This is a genomic window from Streptomyces sp. 891-h, from assembly GCF_022760275.1.
Taxonomy (GTDB): domain Bacteria; phylum Actinomycetota; class Actinomycetes; order Streptomycetales; family Streptomycetaceae; genus Streptomyces; species Streptomyces spirodelae.
The window spans coordinates 6,384,759-6,405,894 of record NZ_CP050693.1 but is presented as its reverse complement, the minus strand read 5'-3'; the positions used below and the strand labels follow the sequence as shown (position 1 = coordinate 6,405,894).

Here is a 21,136-nt window from a genome sequence, read left to right as displayed (position 1 = left end):
CGCGGCTTCGACTCCGTACCCGTCACGCCGTCAAACGCCGTATGCCGCCGCCGGTTTGACGCGGCCGGGCCGGGGGCGCACGGGCGCACGGGGTCGGCGCGCCCCGGGGAATTCCCGTCCTGCGCCGGGCTCTGACATTCCGTCTGGCGCCGCGTGCGCGGCCTATCGTCGCCTTGCCACGGCAGTCCGTAAGCTGTGGTCGTCAGACGGACCGGTCGGCGGTGGGCTGCTCCCCCACCGGGCGCCGGAGGTGGGGGCACTCGCCCACCGGACACCGGAGGTAGGAACGGACATGGCGATGATGCGGCTCCGGCGCGAGGACCCGCGAGTCGTCGGCTCGTTCAGGCTCCACCGGCGCCTGGGAGCCGGCGGCATGGGCGTGGTCTACCTCGGTTCCGACCGGCGCGGCCAGCGGGTCGCGCTCAAGGTGATCCGGCCCGACCTCGCCGAGGACCAGGAGTTCCGCTCCCGCTTCGCCCGCGAGGTGTCGGCGGCGCGGCGTATCCGGGGCGGCTGCACGGCCCGCCTGGTGGCAGCGGACCTGGAGGCCGAGCGCCCCTGGTTCGCCACCCAGTACGTCCCTGGCCCCTCGCTGCACGACAAGGTGAACGAGTCGGGCCCGCTGCCGGCCGCGCAGGTCGCCTCGATCGGCGCCGCGCTCGCCGAGGGCCTGGTGGCGGTGCACGAGGCGGGCGTCGTGCACCGCGATCTGAAGCCGTCGAACATCCTGCTGTCCCCCAAGGGCCCGCGCATCATCGACTTCGGTATCGCCTGGGCGACGGGCGCCAGCACCCTGACGCACGTGGGCACCGCCGTCGGCTCCCCCGGCTTCCTGGCGCCCGAGCAGGTACGGGGCGCGGCCGTGACCCCGGCCACCGACGTCTTCGCGCTGGGCGCCACGCTGGCGTACGCGGCCACGGCCGACTCGCCGTTCGGGCAGGGCAGTTCCGAGGTGATGCTCTACCGGGTGGTGCACGAGGAGCCGCACCTGGACGCCGTGCACGCCGCGCTGGCCCCGCTGATCCACGCCTGCCTCGTCAAGTCGCCGGAGGACCGGCCCAGCACCCTGCAGCTCTCGCTTCGGCTCAAGGAGATCGCCGCGCGCGAGGCCCGGGGCCTGACCGACGGCGGGGAGGCCGCCCTGGGGGACCGGCCCCGCGCCGGTGCCCGGCCGGCCGCCGGGGGGCCGGCGTCCGGCAGGTCGGCGCCCGGCAGGTCGGCCCCTGGCCGGCCGGTGCCCGGCAGACGGCACGAGTCGGCCCCCGGGGAGCGGCACGCGCACGACCACGCGCAGCAGCGCACCCAGCGGGACGGACTCGGCCGGGAACGCGAACGGGCAGCGAGCGCGCCCCGTGCCTCCACTCCGCGCGCCCCTCGGCCGACCACTCCCGGCGCCTCGCGCGCCGGGCGCCCCGCACGGGACGCCGGGCATACGACCGGCAACGGCAGCCGCAGGGCCGGGGAGCGCCCCGCCCGGCGTCCCGCGGACCCGCCGCACCCACGCGGTGGCGAGCGGACGGGCAGCGGCAGGCCGGCCACCGGCGCCCGGCGCCCCGCCACCCGGGGCGGCCGTCCGGGCGGGCTCAGCCCCGCGGCGCGCAAGCGACGGCTCCTGCGGCAGCGCCTCATCGTCTTTGTGACGGTGACGCTGCTGGTCGCCCTCGGGATCGCGGCGGCCCAGGGCTGCGAGGGCCCCACCCGTGGCCTGGGCAGCGTCTCCTCGGAGCAGGGGCCGCACGGGCAGGTGCGGTAGCGGGCACGGACAGGTGCCGCGGCTGCAGTGCCCGGTCCGGTCCGGGTGCGGTCAGCGGGTCACCGCGTAGAAGGCGACGGCCGCCGCGGCGCCCACGTTGAGGGAGTCGACGCCGTGGGCCATCGGGATACGGACCCACTCGTCGGCGGCGCGCAGTGCGCGGGTGCTCAGACCGCCGCCCTCGGCGCCGAGCATCAGCGCCGTGCGGCCCTGACCGCCGGTGGCGACGGTGTCGAGGGGAACGGCCTTCTCGTCCGGGGTGAGGGCGAGCAGCGGGAACCCGGCGTCGCGTACCGTCTCCAGCCCCTGCGGCCAGTTCTCCAGCCGGGCGTACGGCACGGCGAAGACGGCGCCCATCGAGACCTTGACCGAGCGGCGGTAGAGCGGGTCGGCGCAGTCGGGCGAGAGCAGCACCGCGTCCATGCCCAGCGCGGCGGCGCTGCGGAAGATGGCACCGATGTTGGTGTGGTCGTTCACCGACTCCATGATCACCACGCGGCGGGCCGTGGCCAGCAGTTCCTCCGGTGCGGGGAGGGGCTTGCGCTGCATGGAGGCGAGGGCTCCGCGGTGCACGTGGTAGCCGGTCACGCGCTCGGCGAGCTCGGGGCTGACGGCGTAGACGGGCGCGGGCACCTCGTCGATGACGTCGCGCATGACGTCGATCCACTTGGCGGACAGCAGCATCGACCGCATCCGGTACCCGGCGTGCCTGGCCCGGCGGATCACCTTCTCGCCCTCGGCGATGAACAGCCCCTCGGCGGGCTCGCGCTTACGGCGCAGCTCGACGTCGGTCAGGCCGGTGTAGTCGCTCAGCCGGGGGTCGTCGGGATCGTCGACGGTGACGAGCCCTGCGGGTGCGCCGTCGGAGGATGGTGTAGCCACAGGCCGATACTGCCCTCTCCCGCTCGAAGTTCCAATGCGTTCGTTACTGCCGCGTAAAGGGGCGCCCCGTAGGGGCACGGGGAACTGCTCCCCCAGCCTCCGGCCGGGAGGTGCCCCCACAACCACGACGAACCCGCAGCCCGCAGCGGACAGGCAGGAGCAGCCCCCACCGGGAGGACCTACTGAGGGCCGCCTCCCAGCGAGGTACCCACCGAAACCACGTCTCCGATCACGACGACGGCCGGGGGACGTACCCCCTCGGCGGCGGCGCGCTCCGCAGCCGTCGCCAACGTGGCGTCGACACGCCGCTCCGTCGCCATGGTGCCCTCCTGGATGATGGCCACAGGCGTGTCATCCGCGCGGCCGTGCTCACACAGCGCGGCCGCGATCGCCCCGAGGTTCTCCACGGCCATCAGCAGCACGAGCGTGCCGCGCAGCCGCGCGAGCGCCGGCCAGTCCACCAGCGACCGCGGGTCGTCGGGGGCGACATGGCCGCTGACGACGGTGAACTCGTGCGCGACGCCCCGGTGGGTGACCGGGATACCGACCGCGCCGGGCACACTGATCGAACTGGAGATGCCCGGGACGACGGTCACCTGGACGCCCTCGGCCGCGAGCTGTTCGGCCTCCTCCATGCCCCGGCCGAAGACGAAGGGGTCGCCGCCCTTGAGGCGTACGACGGACCGCCCGGCCTTGGCGTGCTCGACGAGAACGGCGTTGATGGCCTCCTGCGCCATCGCGCGCCCGTAGGGGATCTTGGCCGCGTCGATGATCTCGACGTGCGGCGGGAGCTCGTCCAGCAGATCGCGGGGCCCGAGCCGGTCGGCGACCACCACATCGGCCTGTGCCAGCAGCCGACGGCCCCGCACCGTGATCAGATCCGGGTCACCGGGCCCGCCGCCGACGAGGGCCACACCCGGGGTGCGGGGGCCGCGCTGCTCCCCGACGAGCGTGCCGTCCCCCAGGCCGGAGACGATGGCGTCCCTGATCGCGGCCGCGCGGCGCGGATCGCGGCCGCCCGCGCCGTGTACACCGCTGGTGAGGACGGCCACGGTGACTCCGTCGCTGCGCCCGGTCGCCGGGGTCCAGGCGGTGCCCTCGTCCGCGTCGTCGGTGCGTACGCACCACACGCGGCGGGCCTCGGCCTCGGCGACGATGGCGGCGTTGACGTCCGGGTCGTCGGTGGCCGCCAGCGCGTACCACGCCTCGGCCAGATCGCCGTCCCGCCAGGTGCGGCGCTCCCAGGTGAGCTCGCCACCGGTCACCATCGCCTCGACCGAGGGCGTGACCTCGGGCGCGATGACCGTGACGTCCGCGCCCGCCGCCAGCAGCGCCGGGAGGCGGCGCTGTGCCACGGTGCCGCCGCCGACCATCACGACGCGGCGCCCGGCCAGGCGGAGTCCTACGGGGTAGGCGGGAGTGGCGGAGGTTTCCGACATCTGGGACGGCATCCTTCTCGGGAGGGCGAGTCGGCTCGCATACCGAGCCGACGACGATGCCGCTGCGGCGATGGAGCGGCCGGGGGACGGTGGGGACAGCCTATGCCGGACCAGCCGGACGGTGCTGTCTCGCAGGTCACGGGGGGGGAACGGCCACGGGCACAGGCACACGGGTACGGGCACGGGCATGGCCGACGTGGGCGGCCGGGGGTGCCCCCGGCACCCGGGGTGCGGGTGCGGTGCCGGGGACGCCGCCGGGTCGGCGGTTCGCGTCAGCCTTTCTCGGTGACACCCGCCGCGTCGAACGTGGCGACCTCGTGCATCGCGCGGGCCGCGCTCTGCACCATGGGAAGGGCCAGCAGCGCGCCCGTGCCCTCGCCCAGCCGCAGGTCGAGGTCGACCAGCGGCCGCAGCCCCAGCTTGGTGAGCGCCGCGACATGGCCCGGCTCCGCGCTGCGGTGCCCAGCGATGCACGCGGCCAGCGCCTCGGGCGCCACGGCACGCGCCACCAGCGCGGCGGCTCCGGCGCTGACGCCGTCCAGGATGACGGGCGTACGCAGCGAGGCGCCGCCGAGGATCAGTCCGACCATCGCGGCGTGCTCGAGACCGCCGAACGCGGAGAGCATGCCCAGGGGGTCGGCCGGATCGGGCTGGTGCAGCTCCAGCGCCCGGCGGACGACCTCGACCTTGCGGGCGTGCGTCTCGTCGTTGATACCGGTGCCGCGCCCTGTGACCTCGGCCGGGTCGGCGCCCGTACAGGCGGCGATCAGCGCGGCGGACGCCGTGGTGTTCGCGATGCCCATCTCGCCGGTGAGGAGCGCCTTGTTGCCCGCCGCGACAAGATCGCGAGCGGTCTCGATGCCCACCTCCAGAGCCCGCTCGACCTCCTGCTGGGTCAGCGCGGGACCCGCGGTCATGTCCGCGGTCCCCGGCCGGACCTTACGGGGCAGCAGGCCGGGCGTGGCGGGCAGTTCGGCGGCCACTCCCACGTCCACGACACACACCTCGGCGCCCACCTGGTTGGCGAACGCGTTGCAGACGGCCCCGCCGCCCAGGAAGTTGGCCACCATCTGCGCGGTGACCTCCTGCGGCCAGGGCGTGACGCCCTGCGCGTGCACCCCGTGGTCCCCCGCGAAGATGGCGACGGCGGCCGGCTCGGGCACCGGCGGCGGGCACTTGCGGGAGAGCCCGCACAGCTGCGCCGAGATGATCTCCAGCATGCCCAGCGCCCCGGCCGGCTTGGTCATCCGCTTCTGCCGCTCCCACGCCTCGCCGAGCGCCTTCGCGTCCAGCGGGCGGATGGTGCCCAGCGTCTCGGCGAGCATGCCGGTCGGCTCGGCGCCGGGCAGCGCACGGCGCCCGTACGACTCCTCGTGGACGACCCACGACAGCGGTCGCCGCTTCGACCAGCCCGCCTGCATCAGCTCGGGCTCGTCCGGGAACTCGTCGACGTAGCCGATGCACAGATAGGCCACGACCTCCAGGTGCTCCGGCAGCTCCAGGGTGCGCACCAGCTCCCGCTCGTCGAAGAAGCTGACCCAGCCCACGCCGAGGCCCTCGGCCCGCGCCGCGAGCCACAGGTTCTCCACCGCCAGCGCCGAGGAGTACGGCGCCATCTGCGGCTGCGTCTGGCGGCCGAGGGTGTGCCGGCCGCCGCGCGTCGGGTCGGCCGTGACGACGATGTTGACCGGGGTGTCGAGGATGGCCTCGATCTTCATTTCCTTGAACTGCTTGGCCCGGCCCTTGGGCAGCGACTTGGCGTACGCCTGCCGCTGCCGCTCGGCCAGCTCGTGCATGGTCCGCCGGGTCTCCTCGGAGCGGATGACCACGAAGTCCCACGGCTGCGAGTGGCCGACGCTGGGCGCCGTGTGCGCCGCCTCCAGCACGCGGAGCAGCACCTCGTGCGGGATCGGGTCCGGCCGGAAGCCGTTGCGGATGTCCCGCCGCTCCCGCATCAACCGGTGCACGGCCTCCCGCTCCGCCTCCGCGTACCCCGGCGCGGGCTCCCCCTCGGGAGCGGCCTCGGCAGCGACGGCCCCACCCTCGGCCACCTCGTCGCCGGGCTCGGTGACGGTGGCCTCGGTGGTGGGGGCTTCGGCGGTGGAGGACTCGGTGACGGGTGCTTCAGCCGTGGGTGCTTGCTCCTCGGAGGCGGCGGCAACGGGGGCCGCTGCCGCTTCGGCATCCGATGCGGCTTCTGCGGGAGGTACTTCGCCGGTGGGCGGCGCTTCCCCACCGGAGGCCGCTTCGTCGCTGGGTGCGGCCCCGGCGTCGACAGCCTCCGTCCCCCTCTGCTCGGCGCCGGGCGCCTCTCCTGTGGAGGCTTCGGCGACGGGTGCTTCAGCTGTGGGTGCTTGCCCGTCGGGGGCGTCGGCGGCCGATGCCGCCTCGGGCGCCTCGGCCTCGGCGGGCTCTGCGGCGGGTACCTCACCAACGGGCGCCTCGCCGTCATCGGCCTCGGCGCCGGGCGCGGCAGCGCCGGGCGCCACCTGCACGTCACCGGGCTCCGTCGCAGAGGCCTGCCCACCGGCAGCCTCGGCGGGCTCAGCGGGGGCGGGCTCGCCGGTGGACACCTCCGCCTCGGAGACCTCACCTGCCGGTGCCTCGCCGCCATCGCTCTCCGCGTCACCGGACTCGGCGTTCACGGCGCCGGCGCTCCCGGCGTCAGTCCGCTCGGCCTCAGCGGGGGTGTCCCCGCCGGTCTCCCCGCTCCGGTCCGCTTCCGCCTCCGTGACGGCGGCAGGTTCGGCGCCGTCGGGTGCCGGGGCCGTGACCTCGGCCGACTCGGGGTGCGGCTGGGGCTCGGATGCGTCGCCCGGGGAGGCGGGGGCTGTTGCCTGTTCGGGGATCGCGGCGCTGTCCGCGCGAGCACCGCCCTGCTCCTCGCTGCCCTGGTCTATCGGCGGTGCCATCGAGGCGGTGGGCTCGGTGCCGTCCTGCTGGGGCTGGGACTCGCCGCCCTGGGCGGGAACCGTCGGCACTCCGCCGGGCTGCGCCTCCTGACGGGGGCCGGGCACCGTCTCGTTGGGGGCGGAGCCTTCCTGCGCGGGCACGGGCCCTGGCAAGGGTCCGGCAACCGGCGCGGGCGTCTCCTGCGCGGCGGCCGGGCCTTCGGCCTGACCGCCCTCGGCCGGAGCGGTCTCTTCGGGAGCGGCGTGCTCGGGCGCCTGGGCCTGCTGGGTGGCCCAGCCGTCCTGTTGGGGCGGAAGCTGGCCGAGCTGGGGGCCCGGCAGCGGCTCCTCGACGACCGGTTGGGGCGCCGGCTGCGGGGTCTCCGGCTGCGGGGCAACGGGCGCCTGGGCGCCTGCGGCCGCCTGCGCGGGCTGCTCGTCACCCGGCTGCTGAGCGCCTTCCGGCTGAGGCTGGGGCTGAGTCTGAGGCCGGATCTGCGCCTCCGGCTGCTGCGGCAGCGGTTCGGCCGGTGCGGGCTGGGGACCGGCGGGCTGCACGGCTTCCGGTGCCTGCACGTTCTGCGGGTCCATGACAGCGGGAGCTGTCGGCTGCTGGCCGGACGCTGCGGCATCCTGCGCCGCCGTCGCCTGCTGGGGCTGTTCCGCGGGAAGCCGACCGTCGGCGGGCGCGGCGAGCTGCGGTGCGGCGGCCCCCACGGGCCCGTTCGGCGCGGCCTGTACGGGAGCGCCCTGTACGGGTGCGGCCTGCGGCGCGACGGGCGCCGCGGGTGCGGCGGCCCGTTCGGAGAGGGGACGTACGGTGCCCGACTGTTCGGGCACCGGCGGGCCGAGGTGCAGCGGACGCCGTGGCCCCTGACCGGGCGCCCCGGGCGTGCCCGACGTGCCGGGCGCCGAGGCGGGTGCCCCGGACGGCTGTTGGGGCGTGGGAGCTGCGCTCATGTCGGGGGAGCCGGAGTCGCCGCTGTCGGCCACGTGCGGTCCCGACGCGTCAGCGGGCGCGGGCCCGGCCTCCGGCTGATCTGCGGAGGCGGGTGCGGGTGCACCCTCGGGCTGCGGGGCGGACGCGGGCGCCGCGTCGGGCGACGGCTGTTCCTGCTGGGTGGCCTGCGCGTCCTGGACGTACGCGGCGGCGGCGTCGTGCACGTACGCCGCGTCCTGCGGCTGATATCCGTGCTGCGCGTACCCGTTGACGGCGTGTTCCTCGCCCTGCACGGGGCCGCCCTCGTGCGCGTACGGCGCCTCGGGGGTCAACTGGCCGTCCTGCGGGAGCTGCTGGCCGGCGACCGGCTGCGGCCCGCCCTGCGCGTCGTACGCGTACGGGGTCTCCGGCTGAGGCTGGGCTTGAGGCTGGGGGATCGGCCGGCCCGGCGCCGACGCCGGCTGCTCGTTCCAGGCTCCCTGTGCCGAGGGCATCAGCAGGTCCTCTTCCTCGTGCGGTTCGTGGTGAACCTGCCCGCCTGCGTTCTCCGGCAGCCCCTCTCCCGGGATCTGGCCGGTGTCAGTCATGCGATCCCCTCGCCCATCGCTAGTGCTCCTTCCAACCCGGCGGACGGACCGCCGCGCCCCGCAGATGAAGAACGAGCACGCACTCTGTGCGGCACGTGCCTCCGCCTACACCATTCGGACAATGACGGACGAAGCGTCAACCCCGAACAGTGGCACAACAGTCCACCAGCCTACCCGTCCAACCAGGGCCCACCGGCCACGGGTGGGCGAGAATGCGCACTTCGCCGGGGTTCGTCACGCACGACGTCACACCGCCGTCACACCGGCGCCGAAGAGGCTCAGGCCCGGACGGCGGACAGCAGGAAGACGACGGAGCGTTCGGTCTCCGTCCACTGCGCGGTCTCCAGCTCCACCGACTGGAGGAGGGCGCACTCGACGGTGTAACCCCGCTCCCCGAGCGCCCTTCCGACCGCCTCTGCCTCATCTCTGGTGGTGGCGTGGGTGACGATGCGCGTGGGGCGGCGGTCGGCGACCGCGGTGACGGTGACCGCTCCCCCGCCTCCCACCCGCACCACATCGGGCTCGGGCAGATCCTCCAGGATGTGCGGCGCCAGGCCGTGCACGGTCTCCAGCTGGACGCCGAACCGCCGCGCTGCCGCGTAGATACGGGCGCAGGCGTCCGCGTCGCTGTCGACGGCGATGACGGCGGCACCGAACCGCGCGGCCTCCACGGCGAGGGCCCCGCTGCCCGCACCGATGTCCCAGACCAGATCGCCGACGCGCGGTCCCAGCCAGGCGAGTTGGGCCGCCCGCAGCTGCGCCGACTCGCTGTCGCGCGGTGCGCCGCCGTCCCCTTCCGGTGCTCCCGTGTACTCGACCGTCGGCAGCGCCCAGCCGCGCACGGCGGGCGGGTAGCCGACCTCGTGACCGGCGAGCCAGCCGCTGCCCTGGGTGGCGCCGGTGTCGGCGCCGGCTCCGGTGCCGCCGACGACGATGACCACGTTGGGGTCACGCCAGGTGTGGTCGGCGACCTTGTCGGAGGTGAGGACGGTGACCTGCTCGCGCTCGGTGCCCAGTGCCTCGCAGATGACGAAGGTGCGGTGCACTCCGGTCAGCAGCAGCGCGAGTTCGGCGGGCCCGGCGCCGGGCGAGGTGAGCACCGCGACCTTGTTGTGGGCGCGGCAGACGTTGACGGCACGGCGCAGGGTGCGGCTGGTGGCGACGACGAGCTGGGCGTCGTCCCAGGGCATTCCGGCGCGTGCGAAGGCCGCGGCGACCGACGAGACGGCGGGCACGACCTCGACCTCCAGGCCGTGCTCGGGGGCGCGGAGGGTGCGTACGACGCCGAAGAAGCCGGGGTCTCCGTCGGCGAGGACGACGGCCGTGCCGCGGTGGCGCGCGATCCGGCGCGCGGCGAGGGAGGTGCTGCCGAGCCGGATGCGCTCGGCGCGCGGCGGGACCTCGGGCAGGGCGAGGTGGTGCGCGGCTCCGGCGACGAGGGTGGCCGCTGCGAGTGCCGAGCGGGCGGCGTCGGTCAGCGGCGAACCGTCCCACCCGATCACGGTGACGCGGTCGGCCATGGCGGGTGTCTCCTGGCTGTCTGTGCTCATCGCAGGTCGGGGCCCACTGAGGGTACCCCCTGCGGCGGCGGACGGCTCCGGCACCCGGCGCGCGGGGCGGTCAGTGCCGCTGGGGCCAGCCCGGGTAGGGAGCGTAGCCGCCCGCCTCAGCGGACTGGTCGAAGGTGCCCTCGAAGGATCCGTCGAGGTCTTCGGGGAGCAGGCTCCAGACGATGAGGTCGGTACGGATGTCCGCCCAGCCGCCGCCGGAGTCCGGCCGCGACGAGTCCCAGTTCTCGGTGCGGGTGCGCGCTATCCAGGCGTTGCGCAGCACTCCCTCGCTGATGCAGCCGAGCTTCTGGGCGACCTGCTGGGCCGCGGTGTTGTCGGCGGCCGTGCGGATCTCCAGGCGTTCGAACTTCTGGTCCTGGAAGAGCCATTGCGCGACGGCCGCCAGCGACTCGGAGGCGTAGCCCTCGCCGCGGGCCCAGGAGGCTGTGGCGTAGGAGGCGTGCGCGGAGAGCACCCGCCAGTCGGTGTCGCGCAGTTCGACCAGGCCCACGAGGCGCTCGGTGAGCAGTTCGGTGACGGCGAAGACGATGCCGTCGCCCGAGGTGCGCCGGGCGGGGGCGCCGCGGGTGATGAAGGTACGGGCCTCCGCCTCGGTGTAGGGCACCGGCGCCGCCATCCAGGCGGTGATCTGGTCGTCGGCCATCATCGCGGTGAGCGCTGGGACGTCCGCTTCCTCGAACGGGCGCAGCACGAGCCGGTCCGTGCTGATCGAGATGTCCGGGAAGGTCGAGGTCATGCGCCGCTCCTACACGTCGGGGTGCACAGCATGCAGCATCGGCACCGGGATGTGCAGCGCCGGGCCCCCTCGGCGGATGGGGCCCGGCGCTGATCAGAGACTTGTCGACACGGGGACTTTCCCCGGCTCAGTCCATGGGGTTCGCCGTGGTGTTCACGATCCCACATTCCCGAAGACCGGTTCGATGGCCCCCTGGTATTTGTCCTCGATGAACTTCTTGACCTGCTTGGAGTTGAGCAGCTTGGCCAGCTTCTTGATCCGCGGGTCGTCCTGGTTGCCGTCCTTGACCGCGAGGAAGTTGGCGTACGGGTTGCCCTTGGCCTGCTCGGCGACCAGCGCGTCCTTGGCCGGGTTGAGGCCGGCGTCGACGGCGTAGTTGCCGTTGATCACGGCGGCGTCCACGTCGTCGAGCGCGCGCGGCACCGCGGCGGCCTCCAGCTCCTTGAACTTCAGGCCCTTGTCGTCGGCGATGTCGCCCAGGGTGGCCTCCTGGCCGGCGCCGGGCTTCAGCTCGATGAGGCCGTGCTCGGCCAGCAGGTGGAGGGAGCGGCCCTCGTTGGTGCTGTCGTTGGGGACGGCGAGGGTGTCTCCGGGCCCGATGCCTCCGGCGCTCTTCTCCTTCTTGGAGTAGAGGCCCAGCGGCTCCAGCTCGACGTTGACCACCGGCCTGATGTGGGTGTGCTGCTTCTTGTTGAAGTCGTCGAGGTAGGGCTTGTGCTGGAAGAAGTTCGCGTCGACCTCGCCGCTCTCGGTGGCCGTGTTGGGCACCACGTAGTCGTTGAACTTGCGGATGTCGAGGTCGAGCCCCTCCTTGGCGGCCAGGTGCTTCTCGACGTACTCCAGGATCTCGGCGTGCGGGGTCGGCGAGGCGGCGACCTTGAGGGTCTGCTTGTCCTCGCCGCCCTGGCCGAGCCCGTAGCCGATCAGCGCCAGCGGGACGACGACAGCGGCGGCCACCGCGACGGTACGGCCGCGGCCCAGCCGGGCGAGCCGCCGGCCGGCTCCCCCGTCGCCGCCCGCACCGCCCCGGCGCGCGGCCAGCAGCCGTACGACGGCGTCACCGACGAGCTGCACGGCGGTGACGATGACGATGAGCGCGACGACCGTGGCGATCATGACGCTGGTCTCGAAGCGCTGGTAGCCGTACTGCACGGCCACCGAGCCGAGGCCGCCGCCGCCGACGGTGCCGGCCATCGCCGAGTAGCCGATCAGTACGATCACGGTCGTGGTCAGCCCCGCCACCAGGGACGGCAGCGCCTGCGGGAGCAGCGCCTTGAAGACGACGGTGGGGGTGCCGCCGCCCATCGCCTGCACGGCCTCGACCAGCCCCCGGTCGACCTCGCGGACGGCGGTCTCCACCAGCCGGGCGAAGAACGGGATCGCGCCGATGGCCAGCGGCACGATGGCGGCCGTCGAGCCGACGGACTGGCCGACGACCAGGCGGGTGAAGGGGATCAGCGCGATCAGCAGGATGATGAACGGCAGCGACCTGCCGACGTTGACGATCGCGCCGACGACCTTGTTGACGGGCGCGTTCTGCAGCATTCCGCCCTTGTCGGTCAGCACGAGCAGCACGCCGAGCGGCAGGCCCCCGATGAGCGCGATCAGCGCCGACCAGCCGACCATGTAGAGGGTGTCCCAGAAGCCCTGGAACAGCAGCGGCTGTATCTCCGACCAGGTCACTTGGCACCCTCCTTGACGAGGCCGGCGGTGCTGCCGGCGGCGTCGGTGTTCGCGTCTTCCTTGTCGCCCTTCGCGTCCTTGGTGACGTCCGCGACGGCCGCGACATCGACGGTCAGGCCCTGCTCGCGCAGAAAGCCGATGGGCACCACGTTGTCCTCGAAGCTGCCGGGCAGCTCGATCCGCATCCGGCCGACCTGCCTGCCCGCGACGGTGTCCATGGCGGCGCCCAGGATGGAGATGTCCACCTCGTAGGTCCGGGCCAGCTTGGAGATCACCGGCTCGGTCGTCGTCTCCCCGTGGAAGGTGACGTCCACGACCGTACGGTCCGGTGCCGAGGGCACCCCGCCGACCGGGAAGAGCTCGCGGGCCAGCTCGGAGCCGGGGGTGGCCAGCAGCTCGGGAACGGTGCCGGACTCGGTGATCCGCCCGTTCTTCATCAGCGCCGCCGAGTCGCAGACGGCTTTGACGACATCCATCTCGTGCGTGATCAGCAGCACGGTGAGGCCGAGTTGCTCCTTGAGGTCGCGGAGCAGCTGGAGGACGGAGCGGGTGGTCTCCGGGTCGAGCGCCGAGGTCGCCTCGTCGGAGAGCAGCACCTTGGGGTCGCCCGCCAGCGCACGGGCGATGCCGACGCGCTGCTTCTGGCCGCCGGAGAGCTGCGCCGGGTGGGCCTTGGCCTGGTCGGCGAGGCCGACCAGGTCGAGCAGCTCGTGCGCCTTGCGGGTGCGCTCCTGCCCGGAGTGGCCCAGGATCTCCAGCGGCAGCTCGACGTTGCCGAGCACGGTGCGCGAGGACAGCAGGTTGAAGTGCTGGAAGACCATGCCGATCCGGCCGCGTGCCGCGCGCAGTTCCCTGCCCGCGCGCTTGCCGTTGCCGGCGAGCTCCGTGAGCTCCTGGCCGTCGACGGTGACGGTCCCCGAGGTGGGGCGTTCGAGGAGGTTGACGCAGCGGATCAGCGAGGATTTCCCGGCGCCGCTCTGGCCGACGACGCCGAAGACCTCGCCTTCCCTGACGTGGAGGTCGACGCCGTCCAGTGCGGTGACCTCGCGGTCCCGCGTGCGGTAGACCTTGGTGAGGTCCGTTGTCGTGATCACAGAAACATCCGTGGTGTCGGTGGGATGAGCGCTTACGGTGCCGTCGAGGCAGGCGCGCGGCGCGGTCCGCTGCGGTGCGGGCAGAGTGCGCCCACGGCTGCCGTGTTCGCGGTGCGCGTGGGAGTCCGCCACGGCTTCGGCCGGCAGCCCGGAAGGGCTCGGCGGGGTGGCGGGGGGCTCTGCCCGCGGTGCTCGGTGCGCGGGCTCGTGACTCGCTTCGGGGCGCGAGTCGCCTCGGTCAGCTCAGGCGGGGGCCCTCAGCAGGCACACATTCGCCGCGCGGTGCGCGACGGCCAGGCGCTCAGAGGCATACAACGAGCACCGGGCGTCAAGGTCGCCTCGGTCGCAAGTGTGCGGCAGCTCGTCGTGTTCATGGGCCAAAGTAAACCAGACGGTGAGGACGGCACGGAGACCGCTGTCCGCATTCCGGACGCTGAAATGGACAGGTACCCGGTGCGCCGGGGCTCGCTCAGTCCTCTGCGACGAGCGCCACGCCCGAGGCTGTGACCTGCGCCGTTATCGAGCCCAGATGGTCGACGACCACCTCGGCCGCCAGCTGCTCGCGGGGGTGCGTTGTGGCCAAGCCCACGGTGCGCATCCCCGCCCTGCGGCCCGCCTCCAGCCCTGCGGGCGCGTCCTCGAAGACCACGCAGCCGGCCGGATCGGCGCCCAGCTTCTCGGCCGCCAGCAGATAGGGCTCCGGGTCGGGCTTGCCCCGGGTGATGTCGTCGGCGGCGACGACCAGCGGCGCCTCGATGCCCACGGCGCGCAGCCGGGCCTCGGCCAGCTCGCGGGTGGCCGAGGTCACCACGGCCCAGCTCCCCTTTGGCAACGAGGCCAGCAGTTCGGCGGTGCCGGGCAGCGGCACGACGCCGCCCCGGGGCACGTCCTCGACCTCCAGCCGCTCGATCCGGGCCAGCGCCTCGGGTATCAGCTCGGCGGGCAGCAGATCACCGACGATCTCCGCGGCCGGCCGGCCGTGCAGTTCGACGGCGGCGAAGTCCTCCGCGCTGATCCCGTACTCCCGCGCCCACTGCGTCCAGCACTTGAGCACCGAGTCCATGGACGAGAGCAGCGTGCCGTCGTTGTCGAACAGCAAGGTCAGAGGGGCTTCGAACTTCATGCCGGGCAGCGTACGCGGGCGCTCGGGGGCGCGCGTCGGCGGGTCGAGGCGCCCTTTTAGACTCCTTCACATGCTCACCCCGCTCACCGTCACGCTCGCCGTGGCCGCGCTCTTGCTGGCCGCGTGGTGCGGCTGGGCGGCCTATCGCGACCAGCCCACCAAGGACTGGCACTTCATCGGCATGGCCGTGGTGACGCTGCTCGCGCTGGCACAGCTGGTCGTCGGCATCGTGCAGGCAGCGCGCGGGCAGACAGCTGCCGACGGCTCGGTGATCTTCTTCTCGTACCTGGTCGGCGTCGTCGCCTGCGTACCCGTGGTGGGACTGGTCTCCCTCACGGAGCGCACCAAGTGGGGCTCGCTGACGGTGGTCGCGGGCGCCGTCGTCCTGGCGGTGCTCCAAGTGCGGCTCTACGACATCTGGGGAGGCGGCGCCGGTGGCTGAACCGACGACCCCGAAGACCGAGTCCGCGCCCCGGCGCGCGGGCATCAACACCGGCCCGGGCAAGCTCCTGGTCACGCTGTACGGCATCTTCACGGTGGGCGCCGCCTCGCGCTCGGCCGTCCAGCTGTCGACCCGCTTCCACGAGGCGCCGCTGGCCTACATCCTCTCGGCGATCGCCGCCGTGGTGTACGCGTTCATCACGCTCTCCCTCGTCCGCGGCGGTGAGGGCGCCCGGAAGGCCGCCCTCACCTGCTGCGCACTGGAGCTGTTCGGCGTCCTGGCGGTGGGCACCTGGACTTTGGTGGAGCCCTCCGCCTTCCCGGACGCCACCGTCTGGTCCGACTACGGAATGGGCTATCTCTTCATCCCGGTCGCCCTACCGGTGACGGGCCTGTGGTGGCTCCGGTCCCGTCACGATTAGCTCTGCCTACGCGCTGGTTGCGTACTCCGTCGCGTCCTTGGCGAGAGCCACCAGCGTCACCCGGCGGTCGCGCTCGGTCCCCACCGGGGTGTAGCCCAGGCGGCGGTACAGCCGCAGATTGCCCTCGCTGCGGCTGCCGGTCACCAGGTGGTAGCGCTTGGGCGCGAACTCCTCGGCGAGTCTCGACTCGACGGCGGCGAGCAGCCGCCCGCCGAGGCCGTGGCCCTGGAGACGGGGGTGCACACACAGCCGGCCGATCCGCGCCGTTCCCTCGGCGTCGACCTTGCCGCGCACGGTGCCGACGACCTCCTCGCCCAGCCGGGCCACCATCACGCAGCCCCCGGCCAGTTCGTCCCGGAGTTCGTCCAGCGTCTGGACGAGCGGCTCGATGCGGTAGTCGCCGTACAGCTCTGCCTCGCTCTGGAAGCAGAGGTACTGCAGCTTCAGTATCTGTTCGGCGTCGCGCTCGTCCGCCGCAGAGATGGTCACGCTCATGCCCATGTGCGCATGCCTCCCCAAGTTGTGTGCGCACGGGCACGGGAGAGTGAGGGTGCCGTGTCCGTGCAGTCTGCCCTGGTGACGCCGGTTGCCTCTCGCACCCTTCCCTGAGTTCCGGGTGGTGGAACCTTTGCCGCGAGCATTCTGCGCAGGCATTCCAGACAGCGGGAACGCAGCGGGCCCAGCGCACCCTGTGAGATTTCCAACTCATGGGCGATTTGGGGGTATGTGGGCTCTTTCCGGGAGAGCAGTGCCCGCAGTACCGCGGGGCAGCGCCCCGGCAGTCCGCCGAGGGCGGCCACCAGTTCGCGGCGCCGTTCGGCGGCCAGCAGCGGCGCCTCGGTGTCGCTGACCGGGTCGCCGGTGCCGTCTGCTGCGGTGATCCGCCGCTGCCGGGGCGGGTGGGGCGCGGGCTCGGCACCCCGCGGCACCTCGCGCCCCCAGGCGCCCGCCGCCACCCGTGCCTCGGCCCGCACGGCGGTGGCCAGCCAGCCGGCGGGCTCCGCGGGCGGTCCGGCCTCCCGCAGCCGCTCGAGCCAGCGCAGCCAGACGCCCTGCCGCAGATCGTCGGCGTCCGCGCCGGGCCGCACCGCGGCTTCCGCGGCGCACTCGGCGTCCAGCAGGGCCGCCAGGCCCGGCTCCATCAGTGAGGAGGGTGGGGTCATACGACGCTGCACGCGCGCCGCCCGCTCCCGGTTGCGGAACGGGCGGCGCCTCACTCGTGCGGGTGGAGTCGGACCCCGTCGGACCCCGTCGGCTCAGTGGTCGCCGCGGAAGTCCGCAGCGGCCAGCAGCGCAGTGTCGCAGTTGTCCGAGAAGATGCCGTCGATACCCGTCTCGAACCAGCGCTTGAAGGCGCCGAACGCGTCGCCGTACGCGTTCGGGTCGTCGCCCACCCGGAAGTCGGCGGGCAGGAAGGTGTTCTCGTTGCGCATGGTGTACGGGTGCAGCACCAGCTTCCGCGCGTGCGCGTCCCGCACGAGGGTGGTCTCCTCGCCGAGGGAGCCGTCCTCCTTACGGGGGATGATCAGGTCGAGGGTGGGGCCGATGCCCTGCGCGAAGCCCGCTATCCACTTCAGGCCCTCGGGCTTGACCAGGTCGGCGACGGTGCGCGGGTCGCCCGCCTCCACGAAGTCCCAGGGGCGCGAGGTGGGGCCCGACAGCAGGACGACGCGGGGACAGTCCACCAGCTCGCTCAGCTTCTGGATGCTGCTGGGCTCGAAGGACTGCAGGAAGTTGGGCGAGTGCGCCTTGTGCCGGCCGTACCGGCGCAACAGCTTGGCCAGCGGCTTCTCCAGACCGAGGCCCAGCTTGCCGAAGTACGAGGGATGCTTCGTCTCGACGTGGAGCCATACCGGACGGCCGCGCCGCCTGCCCTCCTTCTCGGCCCACCGGAGGACCTCTTCGAAGCTGGGCACCTCCCAGCGGCCGTTGTAGAGGGTGTTGTGCTGACGCTGCTGCGGGATGCGCTCCTTGGCGCGCAGCGTCTTGAGCTCCTTGAGGGTGAAGTCCTCGGTGAACCAGCCGGTGATCTTCCTGCCGTCCACCGTCTTGGTGGTCTTGCGGGAGGCGAACTCCGGGTGGTCGGCGACATCGGTGGTGGCGGTGATGTCGTTCTCGTGCCGGCACACCAGGTGACCGTCCTTGGTGGGCACCAGGTCCTGCTCGATGACGTCGGCGCCCATGTCGAGAGCGAGCTGGTAGGAGCCGAAGGTGTGCTCGGGGCGGTAGCCACTGGTGCCGCGGTGCGCGATGACGGCCGGGGTGGGCAGACCGCGGTGGCCTCTCCCGCGCCCGTCGGTACGGGTCCGCGAGCGGTCCGCTGCCTGCGCGGTACCGCCGCCGAGCGCGACCGCGCCCGTGCCCGCCGCGCCCAGCACCGCCGCCGCCCCGAGCACGGTTCTGCGGCCCGGCTGCTGCTCCTGTCCCATGCGCTCTCCCCTTCTCCCGGTGGCACCGATGTCCGGCCCTGCCACGCGTCGGGGTGATCGTAGGACCGCCCCGGCGGCGCCGGGGAGACGTGCGTGCGAACACGGCGGAAACACAGGCGAGTCGGGAACCGGGGATCGCGGCAATACGGAGGTAAACCGCGTCAATTCCCCGTAACGGTGCAAGCGACCCGGTGTACCGGGTACCCGAAGCGGCGAGTATCGTCCTCATCTGCGCGTCCGTGCGCATCGACCAAGCGCACGGCCATATCGACTTGGGCGGAGGGTCCGTTGTCCCGTTTCCGGCTGATCAAGGCAGTGCTCGGCCCGCTTCTTCGCGTGCTGTTCCGGCCGAAGGTCGAAGGGGCCGACCGTATCCCTGGCTCGGGTCCGGTGATCCTGGCCGGCAACCACCTCACCTTCATCGACTCGATGGTGCTGCCGCTGGTCACCACCCGGCAGGTCTTCTTCATCGGCAAGGACGAGTACGTCACGGGCAAGAGCCTGAAGGGCCGGCTGATGGCGTGGTTCTTCACCGGGGTCGGCATGATCCCCGTCGACCGGGACGGCGGCCGCGGGGGCGTCGCCGCGCTGATGACCGGCCGCCGCGTGCTGGAGGAAGGCAACATCTTCGCCATCTACCCCGAGGGCACCCGCTCCCCCGACGGCCGGCTCTACCGCGGCCGTACGGGCATCGCCCGCCTGGCGCTGATGACGGGCGCGCCCGTGGTGCCGTTCGCGATGATCGGCACGGACGAGGTGCAGCCGGGCGGCAAGGGCCTGCCGAGGATCGGCCGGGGTCGCCGGATCACGGTCCGCTTCGGCGAGCCGCTGGACTTCTCGCGGTACGAGGGCATGGACCGTGACCGCTATGTGCTCCGCGCGGTGACCGACGAGGTCATGAGCGACGTGATGCGGCTGTCCGGCCAGGAGTACGTCGACGTCTACGCGACGAAGGCGAAGGCGGCCTGAGGGGCGGTAACCATTCCCGCCGCGACGGCGAGAACCCCGACGGCGAGGGTCCGGCGGAACGAGCGACGGCCGCAGCCACCGCGTCCGACGCCCCTCACAAGCGCTGGCCGCGCAGCAGGCGCCAGGCCAGTACCGCGGCGGCCAGCAGGACGACGGCACCCGCGGTGGCGCCGTACCGCAGGCCCTCCGTGAAGCTGTCACGGGCGGCCGTCAGCAGCGCCTCACCCTGCGCGGGCGGCAGCGCGTCTGCCGTCCGTACGGCCTCGCCCAGCGACTGCCGGGCGTGTTCCGCGGCGCCCTCCGGGACGCCCGCGGGGGTCGTGAAGGAGCGGTAGACGCCCGTCACCACGGAACCCAGCAGGGCGATGCCCAGCGCCGCGCCCAGTTCGTATGCGGTCTCCGAGACCGCGGAGGCTGCGCCGGCCTGCTCCTTGGGCACCGTGGAGAGGATCACGTCGGCGGTCACCGTGAACGCCAGCCCCGCGCCGACGCCGACGACCAGCAGCACACTGCCCAGCAGCAGGTAGCTCGTGGTCGCCTGGAGCCACAGGAAGGCGCCCAGGGCCAGCCCCACGGCCGTCAGCCCGCCGGAGACGGCGCCCCGGACCGAGGTGCGGCGCGCGGCCCACCCCGCGAACAGACCGGCGACCACCGAGCCGATCGCGGCGGGCAGTTCGGCCAGACCGGCCTCCAGCGGGGTGCGGGCCTGCACCATCTGGAGGAACTGGGAGAGGAAGAAGACCAGTCCCGACAGGCCGAAGATGGTCAGCAGGTCGGCGAGGACGGCACCGCTGAAGCCGCGGTGGGCGAACAGCCGCATGTCCAGCAGCGGGGCGGGCAACCGCAGTTGGCGCCGTACGAACGCGTACAGCGCCGCCGGCCCGAGGACGGCGGCCGAGGCGGCGTCCCAGCGCAAGCCGTAGGCCGCGCTCTCCTTGACCGCGTAGACGAGTGCGACCAGACCCACCATCGACAGTCCGACGCTCGGCAGGTCCCACGGTCCGGGCGCCGGGTTCCTGGACTCCGGCAGCAGCCTGCTGCCGACCAGCACCAGTACGGCCATCACCGGCAGGTTGATCAGGAAGACGGAGCCCCACCAGTAGTGCTCCAGCAGGAACCCGCCGACGACGGGGCCGACGGCCGTGCCGGCCGCCGTCATGGCGCCCCAGATACCGACGGCCAGGCTGCGCTCGCGCGGGTCGGGGAAGATGTTGCGGATCAGCGCCAGGGTTGCGGGCATCAGGGTGGCGCCCGCCACGCCCATCAGGGCGCGCCACAGGATCATCGCCTCGGGGCTGTGCGCGTAGGCGGTCAGCACCGACAGCCCGCCGAACGCCGCCGAACCGGCCAGCAGCAGCTTCTTGCGGCCGATCCGGTCGCCGAGGCTGCCCATGGAGACCAGGAGTCCGGCGATGACGAACGAGTAGACGTCGCCGATCCACAGCAGCTGGGTGCTGGAGGGCCGCAGATCCTCGCTGAGGAAGGGCGCCGCCAGGCCGAGCACGGTGACGTCGATACCGACCAGCAGCACAGCCAGCACCAGCACCGAGAGAGCGACCCAGCGCAGCGGCGAGGGGGTGGGGACGACGGTCTCGGTGCTCATTTCTCCCCGCTTCGCCGTGCGCCGCCGAGCAGCAGCTCGGCCGTCATCCGTACCGAGTCGCGGGCCGCGACCCTGCCGTCCTGGACGGCCCAGGCCGAGGCGGTGATCAGCGCGTAGAGCGCTTCGGTGAGCCAGGCCGGGGACAGATCGATCCGGAAGGTGCCCTCCTGCTGTCCCCGCTGGAAGAGGGCGCTGATGCGCTCGTCGATCCGGGTCCAGCCCTCGTGCTGCTCGCCGGGTTCGAACAGCTGGTTCTCGGTGACCAGGAAGCCGAGGAAGCCGGCGAGCGGTTCGGTCGCGGCGATGACGCGCCGTACGGCGTCGGCGGCCCCGCCCTCCTCCATCCGCGCGGCGTCCAGGGCCGCGTCCAGGCGGCGCAGGCCGAGCTGTTCGAGCGCCCGGACGAGCGCGTCCCGGCCGGCGAAGTGCCGGTGCAGTGTCGCCCGGCTGATGCCCGCCGCCTTGGCGATGTCGTCCATCGAGGACGTCGGCCGCCGCGTCAGGACGTCGGCGGCGGTGCTCAGCAGCTCTTCCCGGTCCAGGCTCATGAGACAACCATACTTCAGATGAGAC

At 73.2% G+C, this 21,136-nt stretch carries 16 protein-coding genes and 2 pseudogenes; 4 read left to right on the top strand and 14 right to left on the bottom strand.

Going from position 1 to position 21,136, the window contains the following annotated elements; all coding sequences use genetic code 11:
- The first annotated feature begins 292 nt into the window (after positions 1-292).
- The gene (locus HC362_RS28180; protein ID WP_243086998.1) at positions 293-1,753 is read left to right on the top strand and encodes a serine/threonine-protein kinase; all 1,461 of its coding nucleotides are present in this window, start codon (positions 293-295) and stop codon (positions 1,751-1,753) included.
- 51 nt (positions 1,754-1,804) lie between these two features.
- On the opposite strand, the gene HC362_RS28175 is transcribed toward HC362_RS28180, so the two are convergent.
- The 9 genes and pseudogenes from HC362_RS28175 to HC362_RS28135 form a co-directional block, all read right to left on the bottom strand.
- Positions 1,805-2,635, bottom strand: a complete 831-nt coding sequence (locus HC362_RS28175) for an RNA methyltransferase (protein ID WP_243086997.1) — start codon at positions 2,633-2,635, stop codon at positions 1,805-1,807.
- Between the two features lie 179 nt (positions 2,636-2,814).
- Entirely contained in the window at positions 2,815-4,074 is a 1,260-nt protein-coding gene (gene cobA / locus HC362_RS28170) for a uroporphyrinogen-III C-methyltransferase (RefSeq protein WP_243086996.1), read from the bottom strand.
- Positions 4,075-4,346: 272 nt separating this feature from the next.
- Positions 4,347-8,492, bottom strand: a complete 4,146-nt coding sequence (gene cobT, locus HC362_RS28165; RefSeq protein ID WP_243086995.1) for a nicotinate-nucleotide--dimethylbenzimidazole phosphoribosyltransferase — start codon at positions 8,490-8,492, stop codon at positions 4,347-4,349.
- 278 nt (positions 8,493-8,770) lie between these two features.
- Complete coding sequence (gene cbiE / locus HC362_RS28160) at positions 8,771-10,012, bottom strand: precorrin-6y C5,15-methyltransferase (decarboxylating) subunit CbiE (RefSeq protein ID WP_243088855.1); 1,242 nt, start codon at positions 10,010-10,012, stop codon at positions 8,771-8,773.
- 100 nt (positions 10,013-10,112) lie between these two features.
- Positions 10,113-10,799, bottom strand: a complete 687-nt coding sequence (locus HC362_RS28155; protein WP_243086994.1) for a GNAT family N-acetyltransferase — start codon at positions 10,797-10,799, stop codon at positions 10,113-10,115.
- A gap of 153 nt (positions 10,800-10,952) precedes the next feature.
- A pseudogene (locus HC362_RS28150) lies at positions 10,953-11,669 on the bottom strand (MetQ/NlpA family ABC transporter substrate-binding protein); the annotation flags it as partial.
- A 153-nt stretch (positions 11,670-11,822) separates the two neighbouring features.
- Positions 11,823-12,482, bottom strand: a pseudogene (locus HC362_RS28145) (methionine ABC transporter permease); the annotation flags it as partial.
- Positions 12,479-13,576 carry an ATP-binding cassette domain-containing protein gene (locus HC362_RS28140; protein WP_243086993.1) on the bottom strand — a complete coding sequence of 366 codons (1,098 nt, stop codon included), beginning with the start codon at positions 13,574-13,576 and terminating at the stop codon, positions 12,479-12,481. The pseudogene HC362_RS28145 and the gene HC362_RS28140, both read right to left, overlap by 4 nt.
- A gap of 469 nt (positions 13,577-14,045) precedes the next feature.
- Positions 14,046-14,699, bottom strand: a complete 654-nt coding sequence (locus HC362_RS28135) for an HAD-IA family hydrolase (protein ID WP_243086992.1) — start codon at positions 14,697-14,699, stop codon at positions 14,046-14,048.
- Positions 14,700-14,769: 70 nt separating this feature from the next.
- Between HC362_RS28135 and HC362_RS28130 the strand changes: the two genes are divergently transcribed.
- On the top strand, positions 14,770-15,141 hold the full coding sequence (locus HC362_RS28130) for a hypothetical protein (protein ID WP_243086991.1): 372 nt from the start codon (positions 14,770-14,772) through the stop codon (positions 15,139-15,141).
- Positions 15,134-15,562: a hypothetical protein gene (locus HC362_RS28125; RefSeq protein WP_243086990.1), complete on the top strand. Its 429-nt coding sequence runs from the start codon at positions 15,134-15,136 to the stop codon at positions 15,560-15,562. Before HC362_RS28130 ends, HC362_RS28125 begins: the two co-directional genes overlap by 8 nt.
- Positions 15,563-15,568: 6 nt before the next feature.
- Here the strand turns inward: HC362_RS28125 and HC362_RS28120 are convergent, their stop codons facing one another.
- The 3 genes from HC362_RS28120 to HC362_RS28110 all read right to left on the bottom strand — a co-directional run bounded on the left by HC362_RS28120 (position 15,569) and on the right by HC362_RS28110 (position 17,991).
- On the bottom strand, positions 15,569-16,063 hold the full coding sequence (locus tag HC362_RS28120; RefSeq protein WP_243086989.1) for a GNAT family N-acetyltransferase: 495 nt from the start codon (positions 16,061-16,063) through the stop codon (positions 15,569-15,571).
- Complete coding sequence (locus tag HC362_RS28115) at positions 16,054-16,725, bottom strand: sigma-70 family RNA polymerase sigma factor (RefSeq protein WP_347568497.1); 672 nt, start codon at positions 16,723-16,725, stop codon at positions 16,054-16,056. Before HC362_RS28115 ends, HC362_RS28120 begins: the two co-directional genes overlap by 10 nt.
- Before the next feature lie 93 nt (positions 16,726-16,818).
- Entirely contained in the window at positions 16,819-17,991 is a 1,173-nt protein-coding gene (locus HC362_RS28110) for a glycerophosphodiester phosphodiesterase (RefSeq protein WP_243086988.1), read from the bottom strand.
- A gap of 288 nt (positions 17,992-18,279) precedes the next feature.
- Between HC362_RS28110 and HC362_RS28105 the strand changes: the two genes are divergently transcribed.
- On the top strand, positions 18,280-18,960 hold the full coding sequence (locus HC362_RS28105; RefSeq protein WP_243086987.1) for a lysophospholipid acyltransferase family protein: 681 nt from the start codon (positions 18,280-18,282) through the stop codon (positions 18,958-18,960).
- A gap of 94 nt (positions 18,961-19,054) precedes the next feature.
- Here HC362_RS28105 and HC362_RS28100 read toward each other — a convergent pair whose 3' ends face one another.
- Positions 19,055-20,563: an MFS transporter gene (locus HC362_RS28100; RefSeq protein ID WP_243086970.1), complete on the bottom strand. Its 1,509-nt coding sequence runs from the start codon at positions 20,561-20,563 to the stop codon at positions 19,055-19,057.
- On the bottom strand, positions 20,560-21,111 hold the full coding sequence (locus HC362_RS28095; protein ID WP_243086965.1) for a TetR/AcrR family transcriptional regulator: 552 nt from the start codon (positions 21,109-21,111) through the stop codon (positions 20,560-20,562). The genes HC362_RS28100 and HC362_RS28095 overlap by 4 nt, the downstream gene beginning before the upstream one ends.
- Between the last annotated feature and the right edge of the window lie 25 nt (positions 21,112-21,136).

Coding starts and splice junctions, on each gene's coding strand:
- HC362_RS28180 (WP_243086998.1), top strand. CDS start 293: ATGGCGATGATGCGGCTCCGGCGCGAGGACCCGCGAGTCGTCGGCTCG.
- cobA (WP_243086996.1), bottom strand. CDS start 4,074: ATGTCGGAAACCTCCGCCACTCCCGCCTACCCCGTAGGACTCCGCCTG.
- cobT (WP_243086995.1), bottom strand. CDS start 8,492: ATGACTGACACCGGCCAGATCCCGGGAGAGGGGCTGCCGGAGAACGCA.
- cbiE (WP_243088855.1), bottom strand. CDS start 10,012: ATGGCCGACCGCGTCACCGTGATCGGGTGGGACGGTTCGCCGCTGACC.
- HC362_RS28155 (WP_243086994.1), bottom strand. CDS start 10,799: ATGACCTCGACCTTCCCGGACATCTCGATCAGCACGGACCGGCTCGTG.
- HC362_RS28135 (WP_243086992.1), bottom strand. CDS start 14,699: ATGAAGTTCGAAGCCCCTCTGACCTTGCTGTTCGACAACGACGGCACG.
- HC362_RS28130 (WP_243086991.1), top strand. CDS start 14,770: ATGCTCACCCCGCTCACCGTCACGCTCGCCGTGGCCGCGCTCTTGCTG.
- HC362_RS28120 (WP_243086989.1), bottom strand. CDS start 16,063: ATGGGCATGAGCGTGACCATCTCTGCGGCGGACGAGCGCGACGCCGAA.
- HC362_RS28115 (WP_347568497.1), bottom strand. CDS start 16,725: ATGACCCCACCCTCCTCACTGATGGAGCCGGGCCTGGCGGCCCTGCTG.
- HC362_RS28110 (WP_243086988.1), bottom strand. CDS start 17,991: ATGGGACAGGAGCAGCAGCCGGGCCGCAGAACCGTGCTCGGGGCGGCG.
- HC362_RS28100 (WP_243086970.1), bottom strand. CDS start 20,563: ATGAGCACCGAGACCGTCGTCCCCACCCCCTCGCCGCTGCGCTGGGTC.
- HC362_RS28095 (WP_243086965.1), bottom strand. CDS start 21,111: ATGAGCCTGGACCGGGAAGAGCTGCTGAGCACCGCCGCCGACGTCCTG.